The 25,761-nt window shown below is 65.2% G+C and carries 22 protein-coding genes; 7 read left to right on the top strand and 15 right to left on the bottom strand.

The genetic code is table 11. The features are described from left to right. Window positions 1–9: 9 nt before the first annotated feature. From GSQ76_RS30180 to yghU, 4 genes are all read right to left on the bottom strand, one after another. Window positions 10–2,265 carry a xanthine dehydrogenase family protein molybdopterin-binding subunit gene (locus GSQ76_RS30180; RefSeq protein WP_158747776.1) on the bottom strand — a complete coding sequence of 752 codons (2,256 nt, stop codon included), beginning with the start codon at window positions 2,263–2,265 and terminating at the stop codon, window positions 10–12. After that, a complete protein-coding gene (locus GSQ76_RS30175) occupies window positions 2,258–3,316 on the bottom strand; it encodes a xanthine dehydrogenase family protein subunit M (RefSeq protein ID WP_158747775.1) in 1,059 nt (352 codons plus the stop codon). Before GSQ76_RS30175 ends, GSQ76_RS30180 begins: the two co-directional genes overlap by 8 nt. After that, window positions 3,313–3,810, bottom strand: coding sequence for a (2Fe-2S)-binding protein (locus tag GSQ76_RS30170; protein ID WP_158747774.1), 498 nt, complete (start codon window positions 3,808–3,810; stop codon window positions 3,313–3,315). Before GSQ76_RS30170 ends, GSQ76_RS30175 begins: the two co-directional genes overlap by 4 nt. A 181-nt stretch (window positions 3,811–3,991) precedes the next feature. After that, window positions 3,992–4,870 (bottom strand): glutathione-dependent disulfide-bond oxidoreductase, encoded by an 879-nt coding sequence (gene yghU, locus GSQ76_RS30165; protein WP_158747773.1) that lies wholly within the window; start codon window positions 4,868–4,870, stop codon window positions 3,992–3,994. A gap of 174 nt (window positions 4,871–5,044) precedes the next feature. Between yghU and GSQ76_RS30160 the strand changes: the two genes are divergently transcribed. Next, window positions 5,045–6,364 (top strand): LLM class flavin-dependent oxidoreductase, encoded by a 1,320-nt coding sequence (locus tag GSQ76_RS30160; RefSeq protein ID WP_254070721.1) that lies wholly within the window; start codon window positions 5,045–5,047, stop codon window positions 6,362–6,364. A gap of 14 nt (window positions 6,365–6,378) precedes the next feature. On the opposite strand, the gene GSQ76_RS30155 is transcribed toward GSQ76_RS30160, so the two are convergent. Next, a complete protein-coding gene (locus GSQ76_RS30155) occupies window positions 6,379–6,960 on the bottom strand; it encodes a flavin reductase family protein (protein WP_158747771.1) in 582 nt (193 codons plus the stop codon). A 246-nt stretch (window positions 6,961–7,206) separates the two neighbouring features. On the opposite strand from GSQ76_RS30155, the gene GSQ76_RS30150 reads away from it, so the two are divergent. Then, window positions 7,207–8,544 carry an LLM class flavin-dependent oxidoreductase gene (locus GSQ76_RS30150; protein ID WP_254070720.1) on the top strand — a complete coding sequence of 446 codons (1,338 nt, stop codon included), beginning with the start codon at window positions 7,207–7,209 and terminating at the stop codon, window positions 8,542–8,544. Between the two features lie 7 nt (window positions 8,545–8,551). Here GSQ76_RS30150 and GSQ76_RS30145 read toward each other — a convergent pair whose 3' ends face one another. The 3 genes from GSQ76_RS30145 to GSQ76_RS30135 are packed head-to-tail and all read right to left on the bottom strand — an operon-like array spanning window position 8,552 to window position 11,784. Continuing rightward, on the bottom strand, window positions 8,552–9,505 hold the full coding sequence (locus GSQ76_RS30145; protein WP_158747770.1) for a pyridoxamine 5'-phosphate oxidase family protein: 954 nt from the start codon (window positions 9,503–9,505) through the stop codon (window positions 8,552–8,554). 10 nt (window positions 9,506–9,515) lie between these two features. Next, window positions 9,516–10,907, bottom strand: a complete 1,392-nt coding sequence (locus GSQ76_RS30140) for an NAD(P)/FAD-dependent oxidoreductase (protein ID WP_158747769.1) — start codon at window positions 10,905–10,907, stop codon at window positions 9,516–9,518. Between the two features lie 16 nt (window positions 10,908–10,923). After that, on the bottom strand, window positions 10,924–11,784 hold the full coding sequence (locus GSQ76_RS30135) for an alpha/beta fold hydrolase (RefSeq protein ID WP_158747768.1): 861 nt from the start codon (window positions 11,782–11,784) through the stop codon (window positions 10,924–10,926). An 89-nt stretch (window positions 11,785–11,873) separates the two neighbouring features. Between GSQ76_RS30135 and GSQ76_RS30130 the strand changes: the two genes are divergently transcribed. After that, window positions 11,874–12,812, top strand: coding sequence for a LysR family transcriptional regulator (locus tag GSQ76_RS30130; protein ID WP_158747767.1), 939 nt, complete (start codon window positions 11,874–11,876; stop codon window positions 12,810–12,812). A 402-nt stretch (window positions 12,813–13,214) separates the two neighbouring features. Continuing rightward, window positions 13,215–14,150, top strand: coding sequence for a replication protein RepA (locus GSQ76_RS30125; RefSeq protein ID WP_158747766.1), 936 nt, complete (start codon window positions 13,215–13,217; stop codon window positions 14,148–14,150). A gap of 117 nt (window positions 14,151–14,267) precedes the next feature. Here GSQ76_RS30125 and GSQ76_RS30120 read toward each other — a convergent pair whose 3' ends face one another. Together GSQ76_RS30120 and GSQ76_RS30115 are read right to left on the bottom strand one after the other, a co-directional pair. Then, window positions 14,268–14,813, bottom strand: a complete 546-nt coding sequence (locus GSQ76_RS30120) for a hypothetical protein (RefSeq protein ID WP_158747765.1) — start codon at window positions 14,811–14,813, stop codon at window positions 14,268–14,270. 79 nt (window positions 14,814–14,892) lie between these two features. Beyond that, a complete protein-coding gene (locus GSQ76_RS30115; protein ID WP_158747764.1) occupies window positions 14,893–15,168 on the bottom strand; it encodes an HU family DNA-binding protein in 276 nt (91 codons plus the stop codon). A gap of 339 nt (window positions 15,169–15,507) precedes the next feature. Between GSQ76_RS30115 and GSQ76_RS30110 the strand changes: the two genes are divergently transcribed. After that, entirely contained in the window at window positions 15,508–16,698 is a 1,191-nt protein-coding gene (locus GSQ76_RS30110; protein ID WP_158747763.1) for a PP2C family protein-serine/threonine phosphatase, read from the top strand. Window position 16,699: 1 nt separating this feature from the next. Here GSQ76_RS30110 and GSQ76_RS30105 read toward each other — a convergent pair whose 3' ends face one another. The 3 genes from GSQ76_RS30105 to GSQ76_RS30095 are packed head-to-tail and all read right to left on the bottom strand — an operon-like array spanning window position 16,700 to window position 20,545. Beyond that, window positions 16,700–17,065 (bottom strand): response regulator, encoded by a 366-nt coding sequence (locus GSQ76_RS30105; protein WP_158747762.1) that lies wholly within the window; start codon window positions 17,063–17,065, stop codon window positions 16,700–16,702. A gap of 2 nt (window positions 17,066–17,067) precedes the next feature. Further along, the gene (locus tag GSQ76_RS30100) at window positions 17,068–19,785 is read right to left on the bottom strand and encodes a response regulator (RefSeq protein WP_158747761.1); all 2,718 of its coding nucleotides are present in this window, start codon (window positions 19,783–19,785) and stop codon (window positions 17,068–17,070) included. Window position 19,786: 1 nt separating this feature from the next. Further along, window positions 19,787–20,545, bottom strand: a complete 759-nt coding sequence (locus tag GSQ76_RS30095; protein WP_216851364.1) for a DUF3365 domain-containing protein — start codon at window positions 20,543–20,545, stop codon at window positions 19,787–19,789. A gap of 97 nt (window positions 20,546–20,642) precedes the next feature. Between GSQ76_RS30095 and GSQ76_RS30090 the strand changes: the two genes are divergently transcribed. Beyond that, window positions 20,643–22,403, top strand: a complete 1,761-nt coding sequence (locus GSQ76_RS30090; protein ID WP_335904946.1) for a solute carrier family 23 protein — start codon at window positions 20,643–20,645, stop codon at window positions 22,401–22,403. Here GSQ76_RS30090 and GSQ76_RS30085 read toward each other — a convergent pair. Together GSQ76_RS30085 and GSQ76_RS30080 are read right to left on the bottom strand one after the other, a co-directional pair. Continuing rightward, window positions 22,400–23,203, bottom strand: coding sequence for an anti-sigma factor antagonist (locus GSQ76_RS30085; RefSeq protein WP_158747759.1), 804 nt, complete (start codon window positions 23,201–23,203; stop codon window positions 22,400–22,402). The genes GSQ76_RS30090 and GSQ76_RS30085 overlap by 4 nt on opposite strands. A gap of 45 nt (window positions 23,204–23,248) precedes the next feature. Continuing rightward, window positions 23,249–24,535 carry an amidase gene (locus GSQ76_RS30080; protein WP_158747758.1) on the bottom strand — a complete coding sequence of 429 codons (1,287 nt, stop codon included), beginning with the start codon at window positions 24,533–24,535 and terminating at the stop codon, window positions 23,249–23,251. Between the two features lie 135 nt (window positions 24,536–24,670). Here GSQ76_RS30080 and GSQ76_RS30075 point away from each other — a divergent pair. Then, window positions 24,671–25,761: ABC transporter substrate-binding protein (locus GSQ76_RS30075; RefSeq protein ID WP_158747757.1), on the top strand; the 1,091-nt coding region annotated here is incomplete at its 3' end.

The following is a 25,761-nucleotide window of genomic DNA, read 5'->3' as shown; positions in this document are numbered from 1 at the left end:
TCGCGCCCGCTACCCCATCAAACGGTCCAGCGTGATCGGAAACTCCCGCACCCGGATGCCCGTCGCATGCCAGACGGCGTTCGCGATAGCGCCAGCCGTGCCGGTAATCCCGATCTCGCCCACACCCTTGATTCCCAAGGCGTTGACGTGCGGATCATGCTCCTCCACCAAAATCGCCTCGACGGAGGGTATGTCGGCGTTCACCGGCACATGATACTCCGCCAGGTTCTGGTTCATGATCCTGCCGGACCGGCGATCCGTCAGTGCCTCCTCGTGCAACGCGAAGGACACGCCCCAGATCATCCCGCCGTAATATTGGCTCTGCACCATGCGCGGATTGATGATCTTGCCCGCCGCAAACGCCCCCACCAGGCGCGTCACCCGGATCTGGCCAAACTCCGGATCGACCTTCACTTCCGCAAACACCGCGCCATGGGCATGCATGGCGTAGGCGGATTGGGCCGCCGGGTCGGAGGCGCTGGCGCCGCGCCCCTCGATCTCCGTCAGCCCGGCACGCGCCAGGATGTCGCCATAGCTCTCGCTGCGGCCCTCGTCATCGCGGCGGTGCAGGCGGCCACTGCGCGCGATCACCCCGGTATTGCCCGCGCCGAACAGCGGCGAACGTTGGTCGTCCATCGCCAGATCGGCCAGCTTGGCGATTACGTCGGCCCCGGCACCATGGATCGCCATGCCAGCCGTCGCCGTGTGCGCAGACCCGCCGGCAATCCCCGCATCCGGCAGGTCGGATGACCCGGCGCGGAACTCCACCTGGTCCTGCTCCAACCCCAACCCGTCGGCCGCGATTTGCGCCAGCGCGGTCCACGCACCCTGGCCCATGTCGTGGGCCCCGGTCTCCATCACCCCAGTGCCGTCGCTGCGGAGCACCGCGCGCGCGTGGCCCTGGAACATCAGCGCGGGGAAGGTCGCAGTGCCCATGCCCCAACCCACCAACAATCCGGCCTCGTCCCGCATCTGCCGCGGTGCCAACGGGCGAGTGGCCCAGCCGAACCGCGCCGCACCCTGGGCATAACACTCGCGCAATGCCTTGGACGAGAATGGCTTGCCGGAGATCGGCTCTACGTCCGAGTAGTTCTTCAGTCGGAAGGCCAACGGGTCCATCCCGCAGGCATGCGCCATCTCGTCGATGGCGCTTTCCATCGCGATGCTGCCGGTCGCCTCGCCAGGCGCGCGCATGAATAGCGGGGTGCCCGTGTCCAGGCGAACCGCCTCATGCGAGGTGGCGATGGCCGGGCTGGCGTAGACGGTATGCGCCGTGTCGGCAGCCGGTTCGAAGAAGTCGTCGAACGTGCTGGAGGCCGTTTTGGCGTGGTGGGACACAGCCGTCAGCGCACCGTCGCTGGCCGCACCCAACCGCACCGTCTGCCGTGTCGGCGCCCGATGGCCGACCGGGCCGTACATCTGCTCCCGTCGCAACACCAGTTTCACGGGGCGATCGACCAGCCTGGCGGCCATCACCCCCAGCACCTGCGGGCCGGAGAGCAACCCCTTGCAGCCGAACCCGCCGCCCAGGAACGGGCTGCGGATGTGAATGCCCTCCGGCGCAATCCCGAACAGACCGGCAAGCCGGCCCTGCGCCATGGCCAAGCCCTGGCTGGGCGTGTCGATCGATAGAGTGTCGCCATCCCAGGTCGCCACGATCGCATGCGGCTCCATCGGGTTATGGTATTGCGCCGGCGTCTCGTAGGTCGCGTCCATCCGCAACGCCGCGCCTTTGAGCCCGGCATCCACGTCACCACGGTGCATCTCCGCCGGGTTACCAACGCCGACCGCGGGCGGCGCGAAACTGGCATTCCCGTCCAGCCCCACCCGCGCCGGCTCCGTCACATATGCGGGGGCCAGCAACGCGGCGCCTTCGGTGGCGGATTCCAGCGTATCGGCAATCACCACTGCAATCGGCTGGTTCGGATAGCGCACCCCGTCATTCTGCAGCAGGTCCATGCGGAACATGAACGGGTTGGTCTTGGCGTCCGGGTCCTCCGCCAGCTTGGGCGCGTTGCCCGGCGTCATCACCTGCACCACGCCCGGGTGTGCCATCGCCGCCGCAACATCCAGGCTGGCGACACGACCGCGGGCGATGCTGCTCACCGCCATGACGGCGTACAGCATCCCCGCCGGGTGATGGTCCGCGGCATAGCGCGCCGCCCCCGTCACCTTCAGCACGCCGTCCATCCGGGTCAACGGCTGGCCGATGCTGGACCCTTGGCGGGTATGCGTCTGGCCCTGGATCGATGTCATCTCAACCATGCTGGCTTGCTCCATCTGGCGCCGCAAATGGGGAGGCGGGCAAAGCGGGCATCCGCGACGGCGTGCCGGCCGCCGCCAGGATCAGCGCCCGGGTGACGATGCGCCGGGCGAGTTCGATCTTGAACTCGTTATCGCCCGAGGGTTTGGCATCTACCAACGCCACCCCCGCCGCGCCGCGGAACAGCGCCGGGTCGGGCAAGGCGCCCACCAGCACCGCCTCCGCCGCACGGGCACGCCACGGCTTCAGCGCAACGCCGCCCAGGGCGATCCGTGCCTCGGCGATACGCCCGCCTTCCATGCGCAGGGCCGCTGCCGCCGACACGACGGCAAACGCATAGGACGTGCGGTCACGAACCTTCAGGTAACGGGCATGGCTGGCGAACTCGGCCGCCGATGGCGGCAGGCGCACCGCCACGATCAGCTCGCCGGGTTCCAGCACGCTCTCCTGCTCCGGCGAGGTGCCGGGCAGGCGATGGAAATCCTCCAGCGTCACGTCGCGGCGCCCATTGCTGCCCTCGACTTCCACCACTGCGTCCATTGCCACCAGCGGGACGCAGAAATCGGACGGATGGGTGGCGATGCAACTCGGGCTCCAGCCGAGCACGGCATGCGTCCGCGTCTCGCCACCGACCGCGTCGCAGCCCGCGCCGGGGTCGCGTTTGTTGCAGGCGCTGGCGGTGTCGTAGAAATAGGCGCACCGCGTCCGCTGCAGCAGGTTGCCGCCCACTGTCGCAGCGTTGCGCAACTGGCCCGAGGCGCCGGACAACAGCGCCTCCGCCACCGATGGGAAGCGCCGGGCAAAGCCCTCGTCATGGGCCAATTCCGCGTTGCGGATCAATGCGCCGATGCGCAAACCGCCATCCGGCAGGTGCTCGATATCGGTCAGGCCCGGCAGCCGGCCGACATCCACCAACCGGCTGGGGCGCACGACGCCGCCCTTCATCAGATCGACCAGGTTGGTGCCGGCAGCCAGATAAGCGGCTCCCGGAACGGACGCGGCGGCGACCGCCTCCGGAATGGTGGTGGGCCGCAAATATTCGAAATTGTTCATGCCACTTGCTTTCGGTTGGCAGCATCCAGCGCTTTTTGGGCCTCCAGCACGGCCTCGGTAATGCCGGCATAGGCCCCGCAGCGACAGAGATTGCCGCTCATGCTTTCGCGCACCCGCTCCGGATCGCTGCCGACCTGGCCCTCCGCGATCATCCCGATCGCACTCATAATCTGGCCGGGCGTACAGAAGCCGCATTGAAACCCGTCATGCGCGATGAAGGCCGCCTGCACAGGGTGCAGCGTGTTGCCATGCGCCACGCCCTCGATCGTGAGGATGTTGGCGCCATCGTGGCTGACCGCCAGCGCCAGACACGAATTCATCCGGCGGCCATCGACCAGCACGGTGCAGGCGCCGCATTGGCCCCGGTCGCAGCCCTTCTTGGTGCCCGTCAGGTCCAGCCGCTCTCGCAGCAGGTCCAGCAGGGTGACGCGAGGGTCATCCAACTCCAAATGGCGTTCGACACCGTTGACGGTGAGGCTGAGTGGTAAGGTCATGACATGCTCCGAAAGAGCGAATAATACGAAGAGGCAGGCAGCAACATTCCGCGCGCCGGCATCGAGCAACACAGGCCGCATGGCATCATACCCCAGGATGCCATCCGCCATTGCATGACTATACGGAGGCATCCTCCGTTTATCAAGCGAAACTCTGCCCCCGTGCGAGGGCAGAGCGGGTTCAGCCGGCGGGGGCGAGCTTGTCCTGGGTCTTGGTCACGAAATCACCGGCATCGTGCCGTTCGTGCAATTGGCTGGACGGCGCGCCATTCACCCGATTGACCATGCGGCCGCGCTGCACCGCCGGGCGGGCGCCGATCGCGTCGGTCCAACGCATCACGTTCTTGTACTCGGTCACCTGCAGGAATTTCGCCGACTCACCATACAGGTTGCCCATCGCCAGGGCGCCATACCAGGGCCAGACCGCCATGTCGGCGATGGTGTATTCGTCACCCCCCAAATAGGTCGTCTCCCCCAGCCGGCGGTCCAGCACGTCGAGTTGGCGCTTCACCTCCATGGCAAACCGGTCGATCGCGTATTCGCTCTTGAACGGGGCGTAGGCGTAGAAATGGCCGAAACCGCCGCCCAGATACGGCCCGCTGCCCATCTGCCAGAACAGCCAGGACAGGCATTCCGCCCGGGCCGCCGGCTCGGTCGGCAGGAATGCGCCGAACTTCTCCGCCAGGTACACCAGGATCGACCCGGACTCGAACACGCGGATCGGCTTGGGCCCGCTGCGATCCAGCAGCGCCGGGATCTTGGAGTTGGGGTTCACCCCCACGAAGCCGCTGCCGAACTGGTCGCCGTCGCCGATGCGGATCAACCAGGCGTCATACTCCGCCCCAGCGTGGCCGAGCGCCAGCAGCTCCTCCAGCATCACCGTCACCTTTACGCCATTGGGCGTGGCCAGCGAATACAGCTGCAGTGAATGGCGGCCGACTGGCAGCGCCTTCTCATGCGTAGGCCCGGCGATTGGCCGGTTGATGGAGGCGAAACGGCCGCCATTCTCCTTGTTCCACGTCCACACCTCGGGCGGGGTGTAGTCGGCTTGCTCGGTCATCGGCGGTCTCCGAAGGAATGCAATGTGGCCAGGTGAATTTGGGGCGCGGCAGCCACAATCCAATGCGCCGCAGAACTTTCATCAAAGGTTCCACCCGCCACGATCCTGCACTAGCGTCCCGTTCCGCTGCACCGCAGCAACCACGGGGAAGGGCAGGCCGCGATGATGCACCTGATGACGAGCCTGATCGGCCTGGGCAGCCACCTTGCCGGGTGGCGCCACCGCGACGCCTGGTCCGCCACGACGATGAGCCTGCCCAACGCCATCCACATCGCCAAAACGGCCGAGCGCGGCAAGTTCGACATGCTGTTCCTGGCCGATGGCAACGCCGTGCGCCAGATGGACGACCCCATCCTGTTCGCCGCCACCAGCCGGTCCGACCGTCCCGCCGCGTTCGAGCCGCTGACCCTGCTGGCCGCCCTGTCGCAGCACACCAGCCATATCGGCCTATTTGCCACCGCCACCACCACCTATGACGAGCCCTACCTCCTCGCCCGCCGCTTCGCCTCGCTGGACCATCTCAGCGGGGGCCGGGCCTGCTGGAACATCGTCACCGGCTCCTACCCCGGCGATTCCGTCAATTTCGGCCGCGCCACCCACGTCCCCCGCGCCGAGCGCTCCGCACGCGCCCGCGAATTCGGCGAGATCTGCAAGGGCCGGTGGGAGAGCTGGGCGGAAGACGCGTTCATCGAGGACAAAGCCACGGGGCGCTTCCTGGACCCGGCAAAGGTGCAGCGGCTGGACCATGTCGGCAAACACTTCTCCGTCCAGGGCCCCCTCAACATTGCCCGCCCCATCCAGGGCTGCCCCGTCCTATGCACCGCCGGCCAGTCCGAGGAAGGGCGCGAACTTGCTGCCGAGCACGGTGAAGCCATCTTCTCCGTCGCCTTCACCAAGGCCGAGGCGCAGGCCTTCTACGCCGACCTGAAGGGCCGCATGCCGAAATTCGGCCGCGACCCGGGCCAGCTGAAGATCATGCCCGGCGTGACCATCTACGTCGGCCGCAGCGAGGCGGAAGCAGACGAGCAGTATCGCGAACTGCAGGAACTGATCTTGCCGGAGTTAGGCGTCGCCTACCTGTCGAAATACTGCCGCATGGATCTATCGGGCTACCCGCTGGATGGCCCGTTGCCCGACCTGTCCGGCGAGGTGGAAGGCGTCGCCAGCTACCGCAAATCCATCGCCGAGTTGGCGGAGACCGAGAACCTCACCATTCGCCAAACCTACGAGCGTGTGGTGCCGTCGCTCGGCCACGTGCTGTTCAAGGGCAATCCGGTGCAAATCGCCGACCAGATGGAGGATTGGTATCGCGGCCAAGCCTGCGACGGCTTCAACGTCGATATGCCCGTGGTACCCCGCTCGCTGAACGATTTCGTCGAACTGGTGGTGCCAGAACTTCAGCGCCGGGGCATCTTCCGCACGGAATACGCGGGCGGCACGCTGCGCGAAACCATGGGCCTGGCCCGGCCGGCCCGGAAATTGCGGCACGGGTGAAATGCAATGAACCCTCAATCCTGAAACTGCTTCCAAAGCACCATCCGCTCCCGCAGATCGATCACCCTGCCATCCACGGTAAACGTGCCGTCGCCGTTATGATGCAGCGTCCGGCGCTCCTTGCGGTCGCGGTTGATCCAGATCCGCACCACCTCCAGGATGAACAGATTATATTTGCCGGCCAGCGCATCATCCGCCACCCGGCATTCGAGGTTGGCCAGGCATTCGCCGATCAGCGGCGCCGTTACGCTCTGCGCGGGCAGGACGGTCAAGCCGAACCGCTTGAACTTATCGACCTCCCCGCCTGAACAATTGCCGATATCCACCATGGTCGCCGCCATATCGACCGTAGGGATGGCGATGACACACTCCCCCGTCGCGGTAAGCGCCGCATGACTATGGTCCCATGGCCCGATCACGCAGCCGATCAGCGGCGGGGCATGCTGCACGACCATGTGGAATCCCATGGTCATCACGTTCGGCCGGTCGCCATCCACCGTCGTCACCAGCACGATCGGCCCCGCCTCCAACAGCCGATAGGCCTTGTCTGCCGGAAACGCGTCGAACCCGGGGACGGATTTTGCCTTGCGCGCCATCGCTAGCGCAGCCGCGGCGGATACGTCAGGCCGCCCTGCGCTTGCACCGCATCCAGCGTCGCCAGCCACATCGCGAACCAGGACCATCTCAGGGACATCACAGGCTCCGCCACAGCAACGAGGCGGACCCTAGGGCGCGCCGATGGGCTACGTCGACGGGGCGGCAGGGCAGTAGTACTTCCCAAGCCCGCTTTCCCGGCGCAACCTCGCCCCGCGAGTGACGGGCCATTTGGAAGGAAAACCGGGGTGTCGAAGTCGAGTGAGCGTCAGATCCATTTGGCCGCCTTCAATTACGGAGGCATGTACGGCCAGTCCTGGCGACACCCGGCGGTCGATTCCACCATGGATTTCAGCCTCGCCTATCAGACGGAATACGCCCGCACCGCCGAGCGCGGGCTGCTCGACGCGATCTTCATGGCCGATGAGAGCAGCCAGGCGCGGCCACCCAGCGAGATGGACATGCTGAAGCGCATGTCCAGCAGCACCGCCTTCGAACCGATCACCCTGATGACCGCACTGGCCGCCCGGACCGAGCGGATCGGCCTGATGTTCACCGCCAGCTCCACCTACTACGAACCCTACAATCTGGCCCGGCTGGTCGGCTCGCTGGACCACCTCAGCGCGGGACGGGCGGGCTGGAACCTGGTCACCTCCAACAACGTCAACGAAGCGCCGAATTTCGGCCGCCCCATCCCGCCCCATGCCGAGCGCTATGCCCGCGCGCGGGAATTCTACGATGTGGTCACCGGCCTATGGGACAGCTTCGACGACGATGCGTTCCGCCGGGACAAGGAATCTGGCGTTTTCTTCGACCCCGACAAACTGCACGCCGTGAATTTTCAGGGCAAATATTTCCAGGTGCGCGGCCCTCTGCGAATGGCCCGGCCGCCACAGGGCCATCCCGTAATTGCCCAAGCCGGCGCATCGGAACCGGGGCGGCAATTGGGGGCCGAGACGGCCGACGTGATCTTCTGTGCCGCGCAGTTCATGAACGATTCGCAGGCCTTCTTCGCCGACATCAAGGGCCGTGCCGAACGGGCCGGCCGTCAGCGGGACGATGTGAAAATCCTACCCGGCGTTTCCATCATCTGGGGCAGCACCATGGCGGAGGCGGAGGACAAGTTCGACGCCATCAGCAAGATGTGGCCGCTGGAGATCGCGATCCAGGGCATCACCGGCGGGATCGGCCTGGACATCACCCAATACGATCCGGATGACCTGTTTCCGGAACTTCCGCCCTCCAACGGAATCCAGGGCCACCAGCGCGCTATTACGGAGTTTGCCAAGCGCGGCAACCTCACCATCCGGCAGACCGCGCAACGCCTGGCCGCGTCGATCAAGCACCGCACGCTGGTCGGCACCACGCAGATGATCGCCGACGACATGGAGGCCTGGTTCCTTGGCGAGGCATGCGACGGCTTCATCCTCATCCCGCCCTACCAATTGCAAGGCCTGCAGGAATTCATCGAGCACGTCGTGCCCGAGTTGCAACGGCGCGGCCTGTTCCGCACCGCCTACACGGGCCGGACACTTCGCGAGCATCTCGGCGTTCCCCGCCCACCCAGCCGCTACGCGAGCGCGTAGGCCTGCCCTACGCCTGAGCCGGCCACGTGCCCGTCAGCACGGTGCTGGGCGACCAGTCATTGGCGAAGCTCCAACGCATTGACATCGCACCGGGGCGGCGCACGATCTGGCGCGGGTGGAACCGCCACAAGCGCTCCGCGCCTTCGAACCCCGCCACGTCCGGCCCGTCCAGAACCAGCGCCGCGTCCCCCGTCATCTGCAGCAACTCCCCGGTGGTGAACTCCACGAACACCAGCCCGGCCTTCCCCGTCAGCAGCATATTGCCCAACGTGGAGAAGAACCGGTTCCCCGAGAAATCCGGGATGGTGAGCGTCCCGTCCGGATCGACGCGGACGAAACCCGGCCGGCCGCCGCGATGGGATACATCGACCTGGCGCTCCCCCCCGGGCAGATCCGCGTAGCTGGCGACGAAGAACGTATCCGCCTCGATCACGATTTGGATCGCGGCTCCGTCCAGCCGATCCAGATAAGTCGGGGGTGACGCCGTAGCATGGGCGAAGCGGGGCTGCCGCCCCTGAATGTATTTCGGGCAGTTGCCGAAGGCCTGGCGGACCTCGATGTCGAACCCGGTGGAATCGCTACGCCGCACCACGCCGTTCAGCCGGTTGCGCCGCCGGGTGGTCAGGTCGATGCCCAACAGCCCGACCGCTTTGCCGTCCGACAGCCCCGGTTCCGCCGGGTCATCGGGCTGGGCGGGGATCGCGGCATGCAACTGGCTGGCGTCCGGCGCACTCAAAAATCCACGCGGCGCCGCCCGCAGCGTGGCCCACGGGTTATCCGCCCCGTCCACGCTTCCCAGCACGACGAACGGCAGCAGCGGGTAGAACAGGCGATGCTGCTCGGTCAATGCCGGGCGGATCGCGCGCCGCCCAACCCGGTCCATGGCCTCGGCAACGCCCTCGTGCCGTTGCAATGCCAATTCACCGTCATGCCAGGGCGATACGACATCGTCATCCAACATAGGAACCTCCTCACCGCGACGACGACCTGGGCCCAATCCCCGCGAACAACATGTTCAGCCCCTCGGCCAAGGTCGGATGGGCCAGAATACCGTCCCGCAATGCGGTGAACGGCAACTGGCCCAACATGGCCATCTGCACCACGGCCATCACCTCCCCAGCCTGCGCGCCCAGCATCCCGAAACCCAGAATGCGATCGCTATCCGCTGCCACAAGCGCCTTCATGAACCCCTTCCGCTCCGACAGCGTGCGGGCCCGCGGGATCATATCCATCGGCAACTTTGCCAGGCGATAGGATATGCCTCGCTGCTTGGCCTCCTGCTCGCTCATTCCCACCCGGGCAAATTCCGGGTCGATGAACACGCTGTATGGAATCAGGCGATCCGTCGTACTGCGCGATCCGCCAACGATGCCGCTTTTGGCCACCCGATAATCGTCCAGCGCCACATGCGTAAACATCGGGCTGCCCGCGACCTCCCCCATCGCCCAGATACCCGGCGCACTCGTCTGCAAATACGGATCCACCGCAATGAACCCGCGTGCGTTCACCGCAACGCCGGCGATGTGCAACCCAATATCGCGCGTCATCGGTTCACGCCCCGCCGCCACCAACACATGGGAGCCGGTGAAGCTGCGCCCGTCCTCCATTGCCACCGTCACACGATCGCCGGAGCGCCCTGTCACCATGGCCACCCGCGCGTTCAACGCCAACTCGATCCCGTCGGCGATGAATAGATCCTGGATCGCCTCGGCCACGTCGTCATCTTCGCGCGCCGCCAGATGCGGTCCCCCTTCGATCACCACGACCTTGCTACCCAGATGCGCAAACGCCTGCGCCATCTCCATCCCGATATAACCGCCGCCGATCACCAGCAGAGTGGATGGCAGCACGTCCAGCAGCAGCGCCTCCACATGGGTCATCGGTGACGCCGCCCGCAACCCAGGTATCGCCGGGATCGCGGCCTTCGTGCCGAGGTTGAGGTAGATGCGTTCGCCTGTCACCCGGCGCACCCCCTCACGCGTCGCAACCTCGATCACCCGGGGCTCAACGAAGCGGCCCCAACCCAGGATCAGATGCAGCCCGCTCGCCTCGAAGGCGTGCTGGTGGTATTCGACCATACCGGCCACCACGCCCGCCGTGCGGGACGCGACTTGCCGCATATCGATGCGAACCTCCCCGGTATGCACGCCAAACTCCGACGCCCTCGCAACCGTCGCCGCGACCTGGGCGCTGCGCACCAGGGCCTTGGTCGGGATGCAGGCGATATTGATACAGGAGCCGCCGATCAGCCCTCGTTCCACCATCGCCACCCGCTTGCCAGCCTTCGCCTGGTCCATGGCAAGCGTCTTGCCTGCCTTACCGCCGCCAAAGACGACGATGTCGTAGGTTTCGATGTCCGCCATGACCGTAGCTCCCCCGCTAGATGCCGTGTCTTTGCAAAAACCGCTGGATCAACACGGCGATGTCCGTCGCATGGGTTTCCAATGCGAAATGACCGGTGTCCAGCAGATGTATCTCCGCATTGGGCAAATCCCGCCGGTATGCCTCGGCCCCGGCCGGCAGGAAGTGCGCATCGTTCTTGCCCCATGCCGCCAGCAAAGGCGGCTGATGTTTGCGGAAATAGGCCTGGAAATCGGGGTAGCGCTCCGGGTTGCTGCGATAATCCAGGATCAGGTCCAACTGGATCTCCTCGGCACCCGGTCGCGCCATGTACGCGATATCCAGCGTGTATCCATCCGGCGACACCAGGTTGCGATCCGCCCCATTGAAATACTGCCAGTCGCGGATCGTGTCCGGCGCCAACGACACGCGCACGGCCTCCCGATGCTCGCCCGTCGGCTCCCGCCAATAGGTCTGCCAGGGTCCCCAAGCGTCGGAGAATCCCTCCATATACGCATTGCCGTTCTGGCTGATGATGGCGCTGACCCGCTCCGGATACCGTAGCGCCAGTCGCAGCCCCACAGGCGCGCCGTAATCGAAAATATACAGCGCGTAGCGGGAGAGCCCCAGCGCATCGACGAACCCGGCTATCACCTCCGCCAGGGAGTCGAAGCTGTAGGTGAACGCACCGCGCGCCGGCGCGACGGTGTTGCCGAATCCCGGCAAATCCGGCGCAATAACGCGATAGCGGTCCGCCAGCAGCGGGATCAGGTCGCGGAACATGTGGCTTGCGGTCGGGAAACCATGCAGCAACAGCAACACTGGGGCATCGGCCGGCCCGGCCTCCCGATAGAACACGCTCACGTCGCCGACAGCCTGAGTACGAAATACTGGGTGCATAGAAGCCTCCTCATCAACGCCATATTGGGCGTTGCAGCCGAAGGCGTAATGCGCATAGTTGAGAAGGGTTGATTGCAGGATCTGCAACGATGGATCGGTTGGACGCCATGCGGGCTTTCGTCGCCACGGTGGATCACGGCTCGCTTGCCGCCGCGGGGCGCCGCCTTGGCCACTCCGCCGCATCGGTTACCCGGGCGGTCGCCTTGCTGGAGGCGCGGCTGGGCATGCAGTTGCTGCACCGGAACACCCGCGCCCTGCACCTCACGCCGTTCGGTGACACCTACCTCGCCACCTGCCGCAACGTCCTGGACACATTGGACACCGCAGAGCGCGGCGCCGAAGCCGAGCAGACGAAACCGACCGGGCTGCTGACGCTGACCGCGCCGCTGATGTTCGGCACATTGCACGTCCGCCCGGTGCTGGACGCGTTCCTGGATGCCAACCCGGCCGTGCAGGCGCGGCTTTTGCTGCTGGACCGCGTGGTCCACCTGGTGGAGGAAGGCATCGAACTCGCCGTTCGCCTGGCGCATCTGCCAGACTCGGAATTGCTCGCCATTCGCCTGGGGGAGGTCCGGCGCGTCGTGTGCGCCGCCCCCACCTACCTCGCCCGGCACGGCACGCCATCCAGCCCGGCCGAGCTACGTGAACACGCCTGCATCGTGGAAAACAACGCTGCGGATGCGGACACCTGGCGGTTCGCGCCTGGTTCGGACCGTGCCGAAAGGCCGGCGCTATCGGTGCAGCTTCGCCCTCGCCTGATGCTCAACTCCGCCGCCGCCGCAATCGATTCCGCCATCGCGGGGCATGGCATCACCCGCGTGATGTCATACCAGGCCGCAACTGCGGTGGCCGCCGGGCACTTGATCGTGCTGCTGCAGCGTCATGAAGTGCCGCCGCTGCCGGTTCACCTGGTCCAGCCACCGGGGCGCACCGCCACAGCCAAGCTGCGCGCGTTCCTGGACTTCGCCGCCCCCCGGCTACGCAGCAACCTGCTGCAGGCCAGCCGCGACATCGGTGAAACGCGCTGACCCGACGTCACCTGGCGACGTAGACTGGCATCTGTCGGGAGGCGAGGCACTCGATTCGGGAAATCGCCTCGTCCTCCCGCCCGCGATCGCCGACTCGGCTGCGGGTAAATCGCCATATAATCAACGGCTGGCATCTTTCGGGGGGCAAACTGGCGTGTACCGGGTTCGGAGACTGGCATCTTTCGGGGACCTTTGAAGGAAGCTATGGCCTTACAATCATTTAGCGTCAGTAGGTTAGAAACTTCATCAACAGGAGTCTGTCGGGACTTACTATAAGGACTAATAGCTTAGCGACTATGGTGGGTACGACCGACCACGCAGGCATGCCCGATAGATGCCAGGATGACAGTATGGCCGGGCACCGTCATCTTCTGCCCATCGATGTAGAAAGCAGCCGGCGACATGGGTGAGGTGCACAAGCTTCTGGAACTCTACGGCAAACCCAAAGTGCTGCAGATGGATCTAGACCGCCAGATCGTGGACGCCGCCGCCGGTTACATGGGCAGCGAAGACGGCGAGGTCGGCTACCTGTATAGCGGCTGGGCGCAATCGAGCCTGCCGCACAAGCGCATTGCCGACGACGCGGTGTGGCAAGTGCGAACCGACCACGTGTCGCTGATGGTGCAACCGGGCTTCCGCCCTACGGCGACTGGCGATGCCATTCCGGTGGGCGTTCCCTACGGCTCCCGCGCCCGGCTGATTTTCCTATATTTGCAATCCGAAGCACTAAAGTCGAACAGCCGTGAGGTTCCCCTGGGTAAGAGCCTCCATGCCTGGCTGAAGCGACTGGACATCTCGGTCGGTGGCACATCGATGGCGGCCGTGCGCGACCAGGCGGAGCGGATCAGCCGATGCCGGATGTCATTCCAGATCAAACAGGGCAGCCGCACCGGGCTGGTGAACCAGAACGTGCTGGACGCGTCCATGTTCGTCGAAGACGACTCGGCTCAGGGCGCATTGTTCATCGAGACCGCCAAACTGTCCGAGTTGTTTTTCGATCAACTGAAGCGCCACCCGGTGCCCGTCGAGGAAAGTGCGGTTAAACAGATCGCCAATAATAGCCTGGCCATCGACGTCTATTGCTGGCTCGCCTATCGCCTGCACAGCCTGTCCGAGCCTAAACTGGTCACCTGGAAGAGCCTGCATCTCCAATTCGGCCGCGGCAGCCGTCGAATGGATCATTTCCGTGCATATTTCCGCAAGGTGCTGGAACTATCGATGGCAGTCTACCCGGGCGCACAAGTGGCGACCGACGAGCGGGGCGTGACCCTGATGCCAAGCCGTCCGCCGGTGTCTGCCCGCTCCACCCTGTCCACGACGCGAAAGCTGCGGGCCTGACCAGCGTCTCCCGATAGATGCCAGCAGGGCAGTAGATAGCTTTTACCTAAGCGTGGCCCGGACAATAAAAAAGGCGGCGACCAGATTGGTCACCGCCCTTGCCGCCATAAAAGCTGACTATTCTTCGGCGAGATGGTCTTCAGAGGCTGGCTCGGCAGTGTCCGCCTCTGGGCCTTCTGGCTCGGAAACAGCCTCGTCCCACACGGGGGCTGCGCTGGCCTTCGATGCCTTCGGCTTGCGAGCGACCGGCGGCTTGGCTTTCGGCGCCGCAGCAGCCTCTAGATCGGCAACCTTGGCTTCCAATTCCGCAATATGGGATGCAGCGGCCTTGGCAGTCTTGGTAGCCTCCCGGGCCTTCGTGCGCAGGGTCGCGACCGTCTGTTCCAGCTTGTCGACCTGGGCGCGCAACTCGTCCTTGCTCACCTTGACGGCCGGGGTCACCGCAACGCGCTTTGCGACGGCCGGGGCCTTGGCAGCCTTGGCAGGCGGCTTGACGGCGACGGGGCGGGCAGACTTGCGAGCTTTCGCGGCGGCGATGACGGGCGTTGCAGCCTCCATCTTCGCGGAGCGTTTCGTCGCCGTCTTCGTTGTGGCGGCGCGGGCGGCTGGCTTGGCCTTCGCGGCCGGCTTCTTCGGGGGGGTGGGTTTGGCGACGCGCGCCATGATGCTAATCCCTGTTGTCGGCTTAGGTGGAGAACTTGCCTTTACGGCAAGTCTCCGCATCGTGTCTTTAGCAAATCAATCAGCTAGCGAGAGCGTCCTTAACCTGCTTCGCCGGGCTGAACGCCATCTTGCGCGAAGCTGCGATGTCCATCGTGGCGCCTGTGGCAGGATTGCGGCCCTGACGTGCCGGCACGTCCTTGACCTTGAACTTGCCAAAGCCGGGTAGATTAACCTCGTCACCCTTCTTCGCGGCCTCGATGATGCCGGCGAACACGGCATCGACCGTCTTTTTAGCGACGGTCTTTTCGACCCCAGCGGTGCTGGCAACATGATCAATCAGGTCGGCTATCTTCATTCTGATGTTCCTTATGGTGGCGCAGATGGGCCAGAAAGCACGGGATTGCCCCGATGTCACGGTGTTCCGGCCCTTTTGCGCAGTTTTGATAGCGTGCGCCAGTCCACGCTTGCCGGGCCTGAACGTGGCCAGCGCAATTTAGTTGCGACGCCGCCGGGGCTGGCTATCAGTTTAGGCCTAGAACATCGAACGGCCCATGGCATATCGTTGCAGCAACCAAGACTAGCCGGCCAGAGGAACGTTCTATTTGCAACCCGCAAAACGCTGAAGATAGTTGGTGCAGCCGATAACTGACCGGATCTGGAACAGTGCATAGCGGGTTTGAGGAAGGGACTTTTCTTGGCGATTAACACGATGGCCCGCCTGTTGGTTGTCGATGACAATCCCGATAATCGTGACGTGCTTGCCCGCCGGTTGCGTCGGCTGGGTCACACCGACGTCGACATGGCCGTCGATGGACGGGAGGCGCTGGATGCCATCACCCGTCAGGCCCTGGCCGGCGCGCCGTACGACGCCGTGCTGCTGGACGTCATGATGCCACGGATGAACGGGGTGCAGGTGCTGGAGGCGATCGCAGCCGACACACGTGTGGCCCAAACGCCGGTCATCATGATCTCCGCCGCGACGGAGGTTGAGACCGTGGTGCGCTGCATCGAATTGGGCGCCGAGGATTACCTCCCGAAACCCTTCAACCCAACCCTGTTGCGGGCACGCCTGGGCACGGTGCTGGAGAAGAAGCGACTGCGGGACGAGGTCGCGCGGCAATTGCTACGCCTGGAGAACGAGTTGGCAGAGGCGCGTCAGCAGCAACTCAGCATGGTCCCCGACGCATTCCCGCCGCCCGATCCCGCACACCCGGCAGTCGTGCACGCCGTCATGTTTCCGGCACGCGAAATCGGCGGCGACCTGTATGATTGTTTCGACGCCGCACCCGGCGTGTTGTGCATCGCTATCGGTGACGTGTCGGACAAGGGCGTACCAGCCGCCCTGTTCATGGCCCGTACTCGCAGTCTGCTGCGTGCCTCGGCGCTGCAGCACGCGGCTGCCACGGGCGCGCCGCCCGCGCCATCCGAACTGGCCGCCGTGTTGAACGAAGAGCTGTGCAAGAATAATCCAGCCGGCATGTTCGTCACATTGCTGGTCGGGTTCTTCGAATGCGCAACGGGGCGGCTTTGCTTCGTGAATGCCGGGCATGTCCGCCCCTGTCGCTTGGCGAAGGGCGAACCGGTCCGCGAGATCGTCACCCGGCCGGATCCACCACTCGGCATCCGGCCGGGCCTCGTCCACGCCAATCACGAAATGACGCTCGCGGTTGGCGAGGCCATCGTGATGATGACGGATGGCGTGTCCGACATGGCCGACCCGGATGGTGAGCTTTACGGCACTCACCGGATTATGCAGCACCTGACCGATTTGCGCGACGCCATGCCGGACCAGATCACCACCGCGCTGACCGACCGGCTGCGCATCTTTGCCGCCGGCACGCCGGCCGCTGACGATGTGACAGTGCTGGCGCTGCGCCGCCTATAATTCAGCGCGCGAGTTGGGTCGCGATCTTGCCTAGCAGGCGCGGCAGGTCCAACGGCTTGGTGTCGTAGTCGTCGCACCCGGCCTGTATCGCCCGCTCTCGATCGCCGGACATTGCGTGCGAGGTCAGCGCGATGATGCGTAGCCCGGCGGTATCGGGGCTGGCGCGGAGTTGCCGCGTCGCCTCCCAGCCATCGATCACCGGCAGGCTCAAATCCATCAGCACGATGTCGGGCTGCTGCGCGCGGGCCATGTCGATCGCCTGTTGGCCATCGATTGCGATCGTCACCTCGTGCCCATTGCGCAGCAAGCGGCGGGACAGCATGTCGCGGTTCATCTCGTTATCTTCGACCAGCAGAATGCGCGCCATGGTCAGGCAGTCTGTCTCGCGGTGGTCGCCAGTGTATCGCGCAGAACTTCAGTCAGGCCCAAATGCCCGCTTTGGCCCTTGGCGATAACGCGCTGTGTCATGCTGGCCAACGCCTCTCGTTCGGCTTCGGTCAAGGTCTTTGCCGTCAGCACCAGAACGGGGATGCGCCGCCAGCTTTCCCGTTCGCGCAAATGCCGCATGAACTCGAATCCATCCATGACCGGCATCAGCAAATCCAACAGGATCAGTTGCGGCGCCGGGTTCGCCTCCAGCCAATCCAGCGCCTCGCGGCCATTGTTGGCGATGGCGGCGCGCAGGCCCATGCGCTCGACCGTGCGCTCGCTCAATTGGCTGACAGCCGGGTCGTCGTCCACGATCAAGATCGACGGATGCGACACGGCGGCACAGTGTTCCCGCAGCGCCGCAGCCAATTCGGCGCGGTCCACGGGTTTGGTGAGCACGGCCGCAGCCCCGAGGGAAAATCCCAACCCGCGATCTGCCGTCATGCTCACCAGAACCACCGGGATCGGCGCCAAATTCGGATCTGCCTTCAGCGATTGCAGAACGGACCAGCCGTCCATTTGCGGCATCATGATATCGAGCGTGATTGCATCCGGACGATCGCGTTGCGCCACCTCGATCGCTTCGGCACCGGAGCTCGCGTAGATGACGCGATACCCTTCCCGCGCCAGATGCGCGCCGATGATACGGCGGGACGTCGCTTCGTCGTCAGTCACCAGGATGGTCGCCAACGCCTCCGCCAAGGACACGCCCGCCGGTTCGGCATCCGGCGGCGTCTTTTCTGCTAGCACGATGGTGTCCTGCGCCGGCGCCTCCGGCAGGGACAGGGTGAAGGTGGATCCTTCATTCGGCACGCTCTGAACGGTCACGTCGCCGCCCAGCATGCGGGCGAAGCTGCGGGTGATGACCAGGCCCAACCCGGTGCCGCCATATTTGCGCGTGGTCGAGGTATCGGCCTGGTTGAAGGCCTGGAACAGCCGCGCCCGCTGTGCCTCCGTCATGCCGATACCGGTGTCGCGCACCACGAACTGAATCATGCCGGGCACGGCATCGTTGCGTCGCACATCGGCGGAAACTCGACCGTCTTTGGTGAATTTGCTGGCATTGCTCAGCAGGTTCAACAGCGATTGCTTCACCTTGGTCACATCGCATTGCATGGTGGTGATGTCGCCGGCGCAGGTGACGCGCAGCGCATTGCCGTTCTTGGCAGCCAAAGGCTGCACCATCAGCCGCACATCTTCCATGAGTGCCGGCAAGCCGATGGTTTCGATAAAAACCTCCATCTTGCCGGCCTCGACCTTCGACAGATCCAGGATGTCGTTGATCAGCCCCAGCAGATGGTTGCCGGCACTTTCGATCTTGTTCAGGTCGGCGCTGGCGCTGGTGTTTCCCTCATCCTCCGCATCCTCCTGAAGGATCTGGCTGTAACCGATGATGGCGTTCAACGGCGTGCGCAATTCGTGGCTCATATTGGCCAGAAATTCGCTCTTGACCTGGTTGGCCTGCTCGGCCTCGCCCCGCGCACGTTCCAACTCCACCTCGCGCTGCTTGATGTCGGTGATGTCGGTGTAGACCGCGACGATGCCGCCCTCATGGGTGCGCCGTTCGGTCATTCGCACCCAGCGTTGGCCGAAGCGGAGCTCCATGGCCGGGCTCTGCGTCTTGCGCCGTCGCAGCCGCCCGGCGATCCATGCTTCTGGATCATGGCCGATGCCTTCGACGATGCCGAGTGCGATGGCGTCGCGCAGCACTTGCTCGAACGTCTTGCCGGGCACGGCGACGGCCCCCAGGCCTTCGTGGAGGGAGAGGTAGGTGGCGTTCTGGAGGACCAATTTGTCCGCCGGGTCGTACAGGACGAATCCCTCCTGAATGCTGGCGATCGCGTCAGCCAAAATCAGCCGTTGCGAGTCGGCTTCGGCCGCGAGGCGCTGGCGTTCGCGCTGGCTTTCGCGAAACAGCACCATGGCGCGGGTCATCGCCCCCAATTCATCCTCGCTGCTGGGCGGCAAGGGGGCATCCAGATCCCCGCGGCTCGTGGCCTCGATGGCGGTGACCAGCCGGCGCAAAGGTATCAATATGGATCGCAGCACCAGCACCGTCAGCAGCACGCCCAGCACCAAGGCGGCGGCCACCACGACCAATGAGACCTCGCGCGCGGTGGCACTGCGTTCGATGACCAGGGCGCGGGCGGCCTGGGCCCGGACGGCCAGATCAGCCTCCAGCCGGCCCAATTCCGCGTCCACTTGCTGCCCGTGCAGCCTTGCCTCGGCGACCAACGAGTTGCCGACGATGCGCTGATCCGCGGTGTAGGCGTCCACGGCCTTCTGCGCCGCGTCGTCGAACGCCCCGGCCTCGGCGCGAACCTTGGCCGCAACCTCCGGCTCCCGTTCCGCCAACGCGGCCAGGCGGTCCTGCAGGCGCTGCCTGGCCTCGGCGGCATTGCGTTCGGACATGGTCAGCAAGCTGACGGCAAGGTCCGTCATCCAGTACCGCAGGCCGGCGAAGGCGTCGTGCACCTCCCGCGTTGCACCGATCAGCGTGACCAGTTGGTCCGATTGCAGCGCTGCGTCGGAGGCCCGGTTCAACGCGCGGCTTAGATATAGATTGGTGCCGACCACCATCGCGACCAGCGTGATCGATAACAGCACCAGCCGCGCCTGGATCGACCAACGGTTCAGCAAACCGCCGCGTCCCGCCATGCTAGTGCAGCAGCTTAATGCTGATCACGCCACCTAGATCGCCCAGGGACGCCCCTTCCATGGGGTAGCCGGTGATGTCGGTCTGTCCCTTCGGGCTGCCATGGCACGACAGGCAGGTGGCGACATAATATTCCGGCACGGCGATGCGGAATATCATGTGGCCGCCTTGGTCGGCCCGGCTTTCCACCGATTGCCCGGCAGGCCAGCCCGGCGCCAGGAATTTGGTTTTGATGATGTCGAGTTCCCACGCATCCGGGCGGGATTTGCGGTTGCGCACCAGATCGGGCGGGGCTGTCACGCGCATCTCCGCCTCGCCATTGGCGATGTGGGAAAATGCCTCCCCTACCAGGCGGGAGAACACGGCGGGAATGAAGCCCTTGAAGCCGGTGCCCTGTGCATCGATGGAGAGTTGGTTCGCGTCCATGACCGATTTGATCGCCTGCATTTCGTCATTCAGCAACCGGCCGGCGCGGGATGCTGGGTCGATGCTGCGCGGGTCGACCCCCGTGGTGTGCTGGTAGATTTCGACCGTACGGGCCAGCACGGTCGCACCGTCCAGCCCCTTCGGCCCAAGCGCCGGGTCGTTGATGCGGTCCTGGCTGCTGGATATGACGGCGCGGCCGGCGCGTAGCATGGCGGCAAGGCTGTCGGCGATCTGGCGGTCCTCATCGGCCTGGGACCACGCCACGCTCGAACTCGCCACGGCCAAGATCATTGCCAGAGCGGCCAGGGCGAGAGCGGCCAGGTTTCCGAATCGCAATGCCTACCCCTCCAACAATACGCCAGCGTATCGCATCCGATTCGATCCTGCATCAGGAACTCGCGGCGATCATCGCGTGCCGGGCGGCTTTACCAACATGGGCGCGACCGGCAGTAAGGATGTGGATCGCCGTGGAGATCGACGTCGTATGAGCAAGCCGGACAATATCATCTATGGAACAGAGGATCGGCTCCCTGTTCCCATCTTGCTTGCCCTGGCTCTGCAACACGTTACGATTCTCTCGATTTATCTCGTGTCCCCGGTCGTCATCGCCAGCGCGGCGGGCTTCCCCATCGGGCAGGCCCGGGACCTGATCTCGCTCACCATGGTCGGGCTGGCGATTGCAACTGTGCTTCAGGTTGGGCGGCTGGGACCCATCGGCTCGGGGCTGCTGGTGATCCCCACCTCGTCCAGCGGCTACGTGCCTGGTTGCATCATCGCCGCGCGGGAGGGTGGGTTGCCAGCCGTGACCGGCCTGTTGGTCGTATCCTCTTTGATCGAGATCGTGCTGGCCCGCTTTCTCCGCCGTCTGCGTGGGCTGCTGCCGGCCGAATTATCCGGGCTGATCGTGCTGGTGACCGGGCTCGGCATTGCGCAGACCGGGATGGATGACGTGGTCGGGGGCATCACGGCCGAGGCCGGAATCGATTGGTTACCCTCCCTGTGCGTTGCTGCCGGCACGTTGACGGTGATGGTGGCGTTGAGCATCTGGGCCAAGGGTCCGTGGCGTACACTTGGGGCCATCGTCGGCCTGGCCTGCGGCTATGTGGCCAGTCTGCAACTGGGGCTGGTCGACCCTGTGTCGCTGGACCAGTTGGCAATGGCGCCCGTGCTCCGGTTTCCTGCGTTGAGGCTCGAAGTCCCCAGCTTCGGATGGGATCTGGTGTTGCCAACCATCGTGACCGGCCTTGCGGGCACGCTCAACACGATCGGCGCGCTGACCGCGGCGCAGCGGCTGAACAATGCCGACTGGCGGCGGCAGGATATGGAAGGGTTGTCGCGCGGGTTATTGGCCGACGGGATCGGCACGATCATCGGTGCAATGATCGGCGGGGCAGGTGTCGCCGCCAGCGGATCCAGCGTCGGGTTGACGGCGACAGCACGGGCGACCAGCCGGTCGATCGGCTACGCGGCGGCGGTCGGATTTCTGGCGCTGGCGTTCATTCCGAAATTCGCCCTGTTGGTGCTGGGCGTTCCCCGGCCGGTGCTGGGGGCGGCGCTGATCTATCTATCGTGCTCGCTACTGGTCAGCGGCGTGTCGATCATGACATCCCGCCTGCTGGATAACCGCAAGACGTTCGCGCTGGGCATCGCCTTTGCCTTCGCCGTCGCCACCCCGGCGCTGACCCGGGCAGGGGCGGTCTTGCCGCTGTGGATGTCGCCGGTGATCGCGTCGCCGTTGCTGGCCTCCGCACTGGTGGCAATCATGCTGAATCCAATCCTACGCATCGGCATCCGGCAGCAGGTTGTCTTGGACATCCCCGATGGCGGGTTGCCGCATCAGACGGTCGCGACGTTCATCGAACGGGCCGGCGCGGCCTGGGGTGCCCGGCGCGAAGTGATCGATCAGGCGCAGGGGCCGATCGCCGAATGCCTCGATACGCTGGTGGATGGTGGGTTGGCCACGGGTCCCAGCCGGCTGGCGTTGGGGTTCAACGAGTTGCAGCTGGATGCCAGGATCAGTTGGTATGGCACCAAGCTGCCACTATCGAAAACGCGCCCCACGAAGGCGGAGTTGCTGGCAGACGACGACGCGGCGGCCCGCATGGCCGGCTATCTGCTTGGCCGCCTGGCCAGCCGGGTCACCAGCCGGGAGTCGGGCGGGGTGGCGGAGCTGCACCTGGTGTTCGACCACTAGAGGGCCGCTTGGCGCAGCGCCTCGTCCCGTGACCCGGCGATGGAGAACATGTCCAGGAAGCCACCAACCTCGAACAACTCCAGCGTCAGCCCTTGCAGGCCGCACAGCACCATCTTGCAATTCTGATCGCCGGCTTGCTTGTCGACCCGCAGCAGCGATCGGAACCCGGCGCTGGTCATGTGGTCCAACTGCGCCAGGTCGACGACCATGGAGCGGTAGCCCTTGTCCAGCAGGCGCTGCAGCCGCTGCCCCAGTTCGGGCGCGTTGACGCTGTTCACCTTGCCGGCCACGTGAACGATCGCCGCACCAGCGGACTCGGCTTCCAGTATTTCCAACGCGCAATCTCCTTCGATCGGCTGGGGTAACCAGCCTTTGGACATCGTAAGATCGTTACGGCCACCGTGCCGGGCGAACTGCAGCTCGTCCACCAACGATCGGACGAACAACAGACCGACCCCACCGATCTGGCGCGCCACGATCCGAGCCTGCGAGAGCGCGGGTCTGACGCTGGTCGGGTCGAATGGTGGACCGTCATCACTTACACGCAGTTCAATGCGTGCCGTATTAACTGTCACAGTCAGCCAAATATTCCGTGTGCCCTCCGACACACCGGCGAGGCCGTGGGAGATGATGTTCGTCAGCACCTCGTCCATCGCGACCTGCAACCGCGCGATAGCCTCCGACGGCACGGTGAATTCCTCGCCGGTTGCCTCCAGCCATGCCTCTGCCCGTTCGATCTCGGGCATGGCATTCACCAGCGTCAGGGACGCCCGGCCATCGTGCACGCGTGGTTCATCCATGCTGGACCGGGCCGAGGTTCTACGGCGAAATCCGCGCGTTTGCCGTCAAAGTGCGACGTGTTCCAGCCAGGCCGCGATTTCCAGCAGGCGGTGGTCGGTGCTGCGCTTGCCGACCACCTGCACACCGATCGGCATGCCATTCGGTCCGGTATGCCCCGGCAGGGTGACACAGGGGACGTGCAGCGCCGTGAAGGCGGCATTGAACACGGCGGTGCCCGTCTCCTTCAGGCCTAGTGGGGCTTCGCCGGGGGAGGCGAGGGTCAGCAGGATGTCGATGTCGTCGAACACGGCGTCGAACTCCAGCCGGCACCGCTCTGCCAGGCGGCAATTGGCGGTGTAGACCTCGTGCGTGCAGGCCTCGCCGTCCTGGATGCGGCCCAGGCGCAGGTCGGGGCTGATGCGATCGCGATGAAAGCTTTTTTCCCAGGCCAAGCTGCGGGCTCCTTCCCAGGCGGAGATCCAGCGAACGGCGTCATTCAATGCGCCGAAATGCGCTGGAAGTGACCGATCGGCGACCAGCGCACCTGCCTTGGACGCGGCGTTGGCGACGGCGTCCAGCGCCTCAAAACTGCCGGGTCCGGCCTGGGAGGCGAATGGCGTCCGGTACACGCCGATCCGCGGCGCCGGCACGTTGCCGCGCTGCAGGTTCATCGGACGCGTGTCGGTCAGCACCGCGCGGTATAGCGCGATATCCTGCAGCGAGCGGGCGTAGATGCCGATCGTGTCCAGCGTGCCGGAGGTCAGCTTCGTGCCAGCGTAGCTGATCTCACCCCAACTGCCCTTGAACCCGTGCACGCCGCAAAACGACGCCGGCCGGATGACGGAGCCGGAGGTCTGCGTGCCCAGCGCCAACGGCACCATCCCCGCCGCTACCGCAGCAGCCGAGCCGGAGGACGAGCCGCCGGGCGTGCGCGCCTTGTCGTGCGGGTTGGTGGTGGGGCCGGGGGCGCGATTGGCGAACTCGCAGGTCACGGTCTTGCCCAGCACGATCCCGCCCGCGACCCGGCTGAGCGCGACCACGCTGGCATCTTGCTGCGGCACGTTGTCGGCGTAGATCGGCGAGTTGTAGCGGGTCGCCAGCCCGGCGGTGGCGATGATGTCCTTGAACCCCAGCGGAATGCCGTGCAGCGGTCCGCCATGCCCGGCGGCGTCCAGTGCGCGGGCAGCCTCGCGCGCGCCGTCTGCATCCAGTTCGGCGAAGGCCTGGACCACTGGTTCGCGTTCCGCGACGCGGGCGAGGAAGGTCTCCACCAGATCCAGCGCGGTGAGCTTGCCGGCGGCAATGGCGGCCGCGGCGGCCGTCGCGGTTGGCATTTTGGTCGGGTCGGTCATTGCTTGGGGCTCCGTGTCTTGCCGCGACTGTGCCAATTTGCAGGCAAGGCGCGGTCGCGGGCGATCCTAGTCCGTTCTGTCCAGTCCTGCACCCGGCTTTATCGGGTGTGTATTTCGTTGATCGAGGAGTTGCAGATGATCGGACGACGCCCTTTCATGGCCGGCCTGGCCAGCGTGAGCGCCAGCCTAAGCCGCCCTGCCCTGGCTGCGTCCGGTGACAGCCGCACCCTGCGCGTCATCCCGCAGGCGAACTTGACCAGCCTGGACCCGGTTTGGACCTCCGCCGTGGTGACGCGCAATCACGGCTATATGGTGTACGATCAGCTATTGGCCGTCGATGCCGGGTTCACGCCGCGGCCGCAGATGGTCGCTGGTTGGACGGTCGAGGATGACGGGCTGACCTGGCGGTTTACGCTGCGGCCCGGGTTGCGCTTCCATGATGATGAACCGGTGCGGGCGCAGGATTGCGTGGCCTCCATCCAGCGGTGGTGGGCGCGCGACACGCTTGGCCAGATGCTGAAAACGGCCACCAACGAGGTCATGGCCGTCGACGATACGCAATTCGTGTTCCGGCTGCGCAATGCCTTCCCGCTGCTGCCGTTTGCGTTGGGCAAATCCTCGCCGAACCCGCTATTCGTCATGCCGGAGCGGATTGCGAAGACCGATCCGTATGAGCAGGTGAAGGACCCCGTGGGCTCGGGCCCGTTCCGCTTCGTGGCGGATGAGTGGAACCCGGGCTCGCGCGCCGTATGGACGCGGTTCGGCCAATACCAGCCACGCAATCAGCCGGTGGATGGGTTGGCAGGCGGCAAGCGCGCCAATGTCGAACGGGTGGAATGGACGGTGATCGCGGACAGTGCCACGTCGGCGAATGCGATGATCGCCGGGGAGCAGGATTACTGGGAATATCCGCTGCATGATCTGCTGGGCATGCTGCAATCGGCGCCCGACATCGTGGTGGGCCAGCGGCTGTCGGAAGGCACCTATGCGGAGGCGCGGCTGAACCATCTGCAGCCGCCCTTCGACAATCCGGCAACACGGCGCGCCCTGCTGATGGCGGTGGACCAGGCGGAATACATGGAGGCCGTGGTCGGCGACGATCCTTCTCGCTGGGGGCGGTGCGAGAGTATCTACAATGACAAAGGCCCGTTCTACAGCGAGGCTGGCAACGCCCTCCTCCGCACCCATAGCGTCGAGAAGGCGCAGGCGGCGCTGGCGCAGAGCGG

The organism is Acidisphaera sp. L21 (assembly GCF_009765685.1).
Classification (GTDB): Bacteria; Pseudomonadota; Alphaproteobacteria; order Acetobacterales; family Acetobacteraceae; genus LMUY01.
This window is presented reverse-complemented; position numbering and strand designations above follow the sequence as displayed.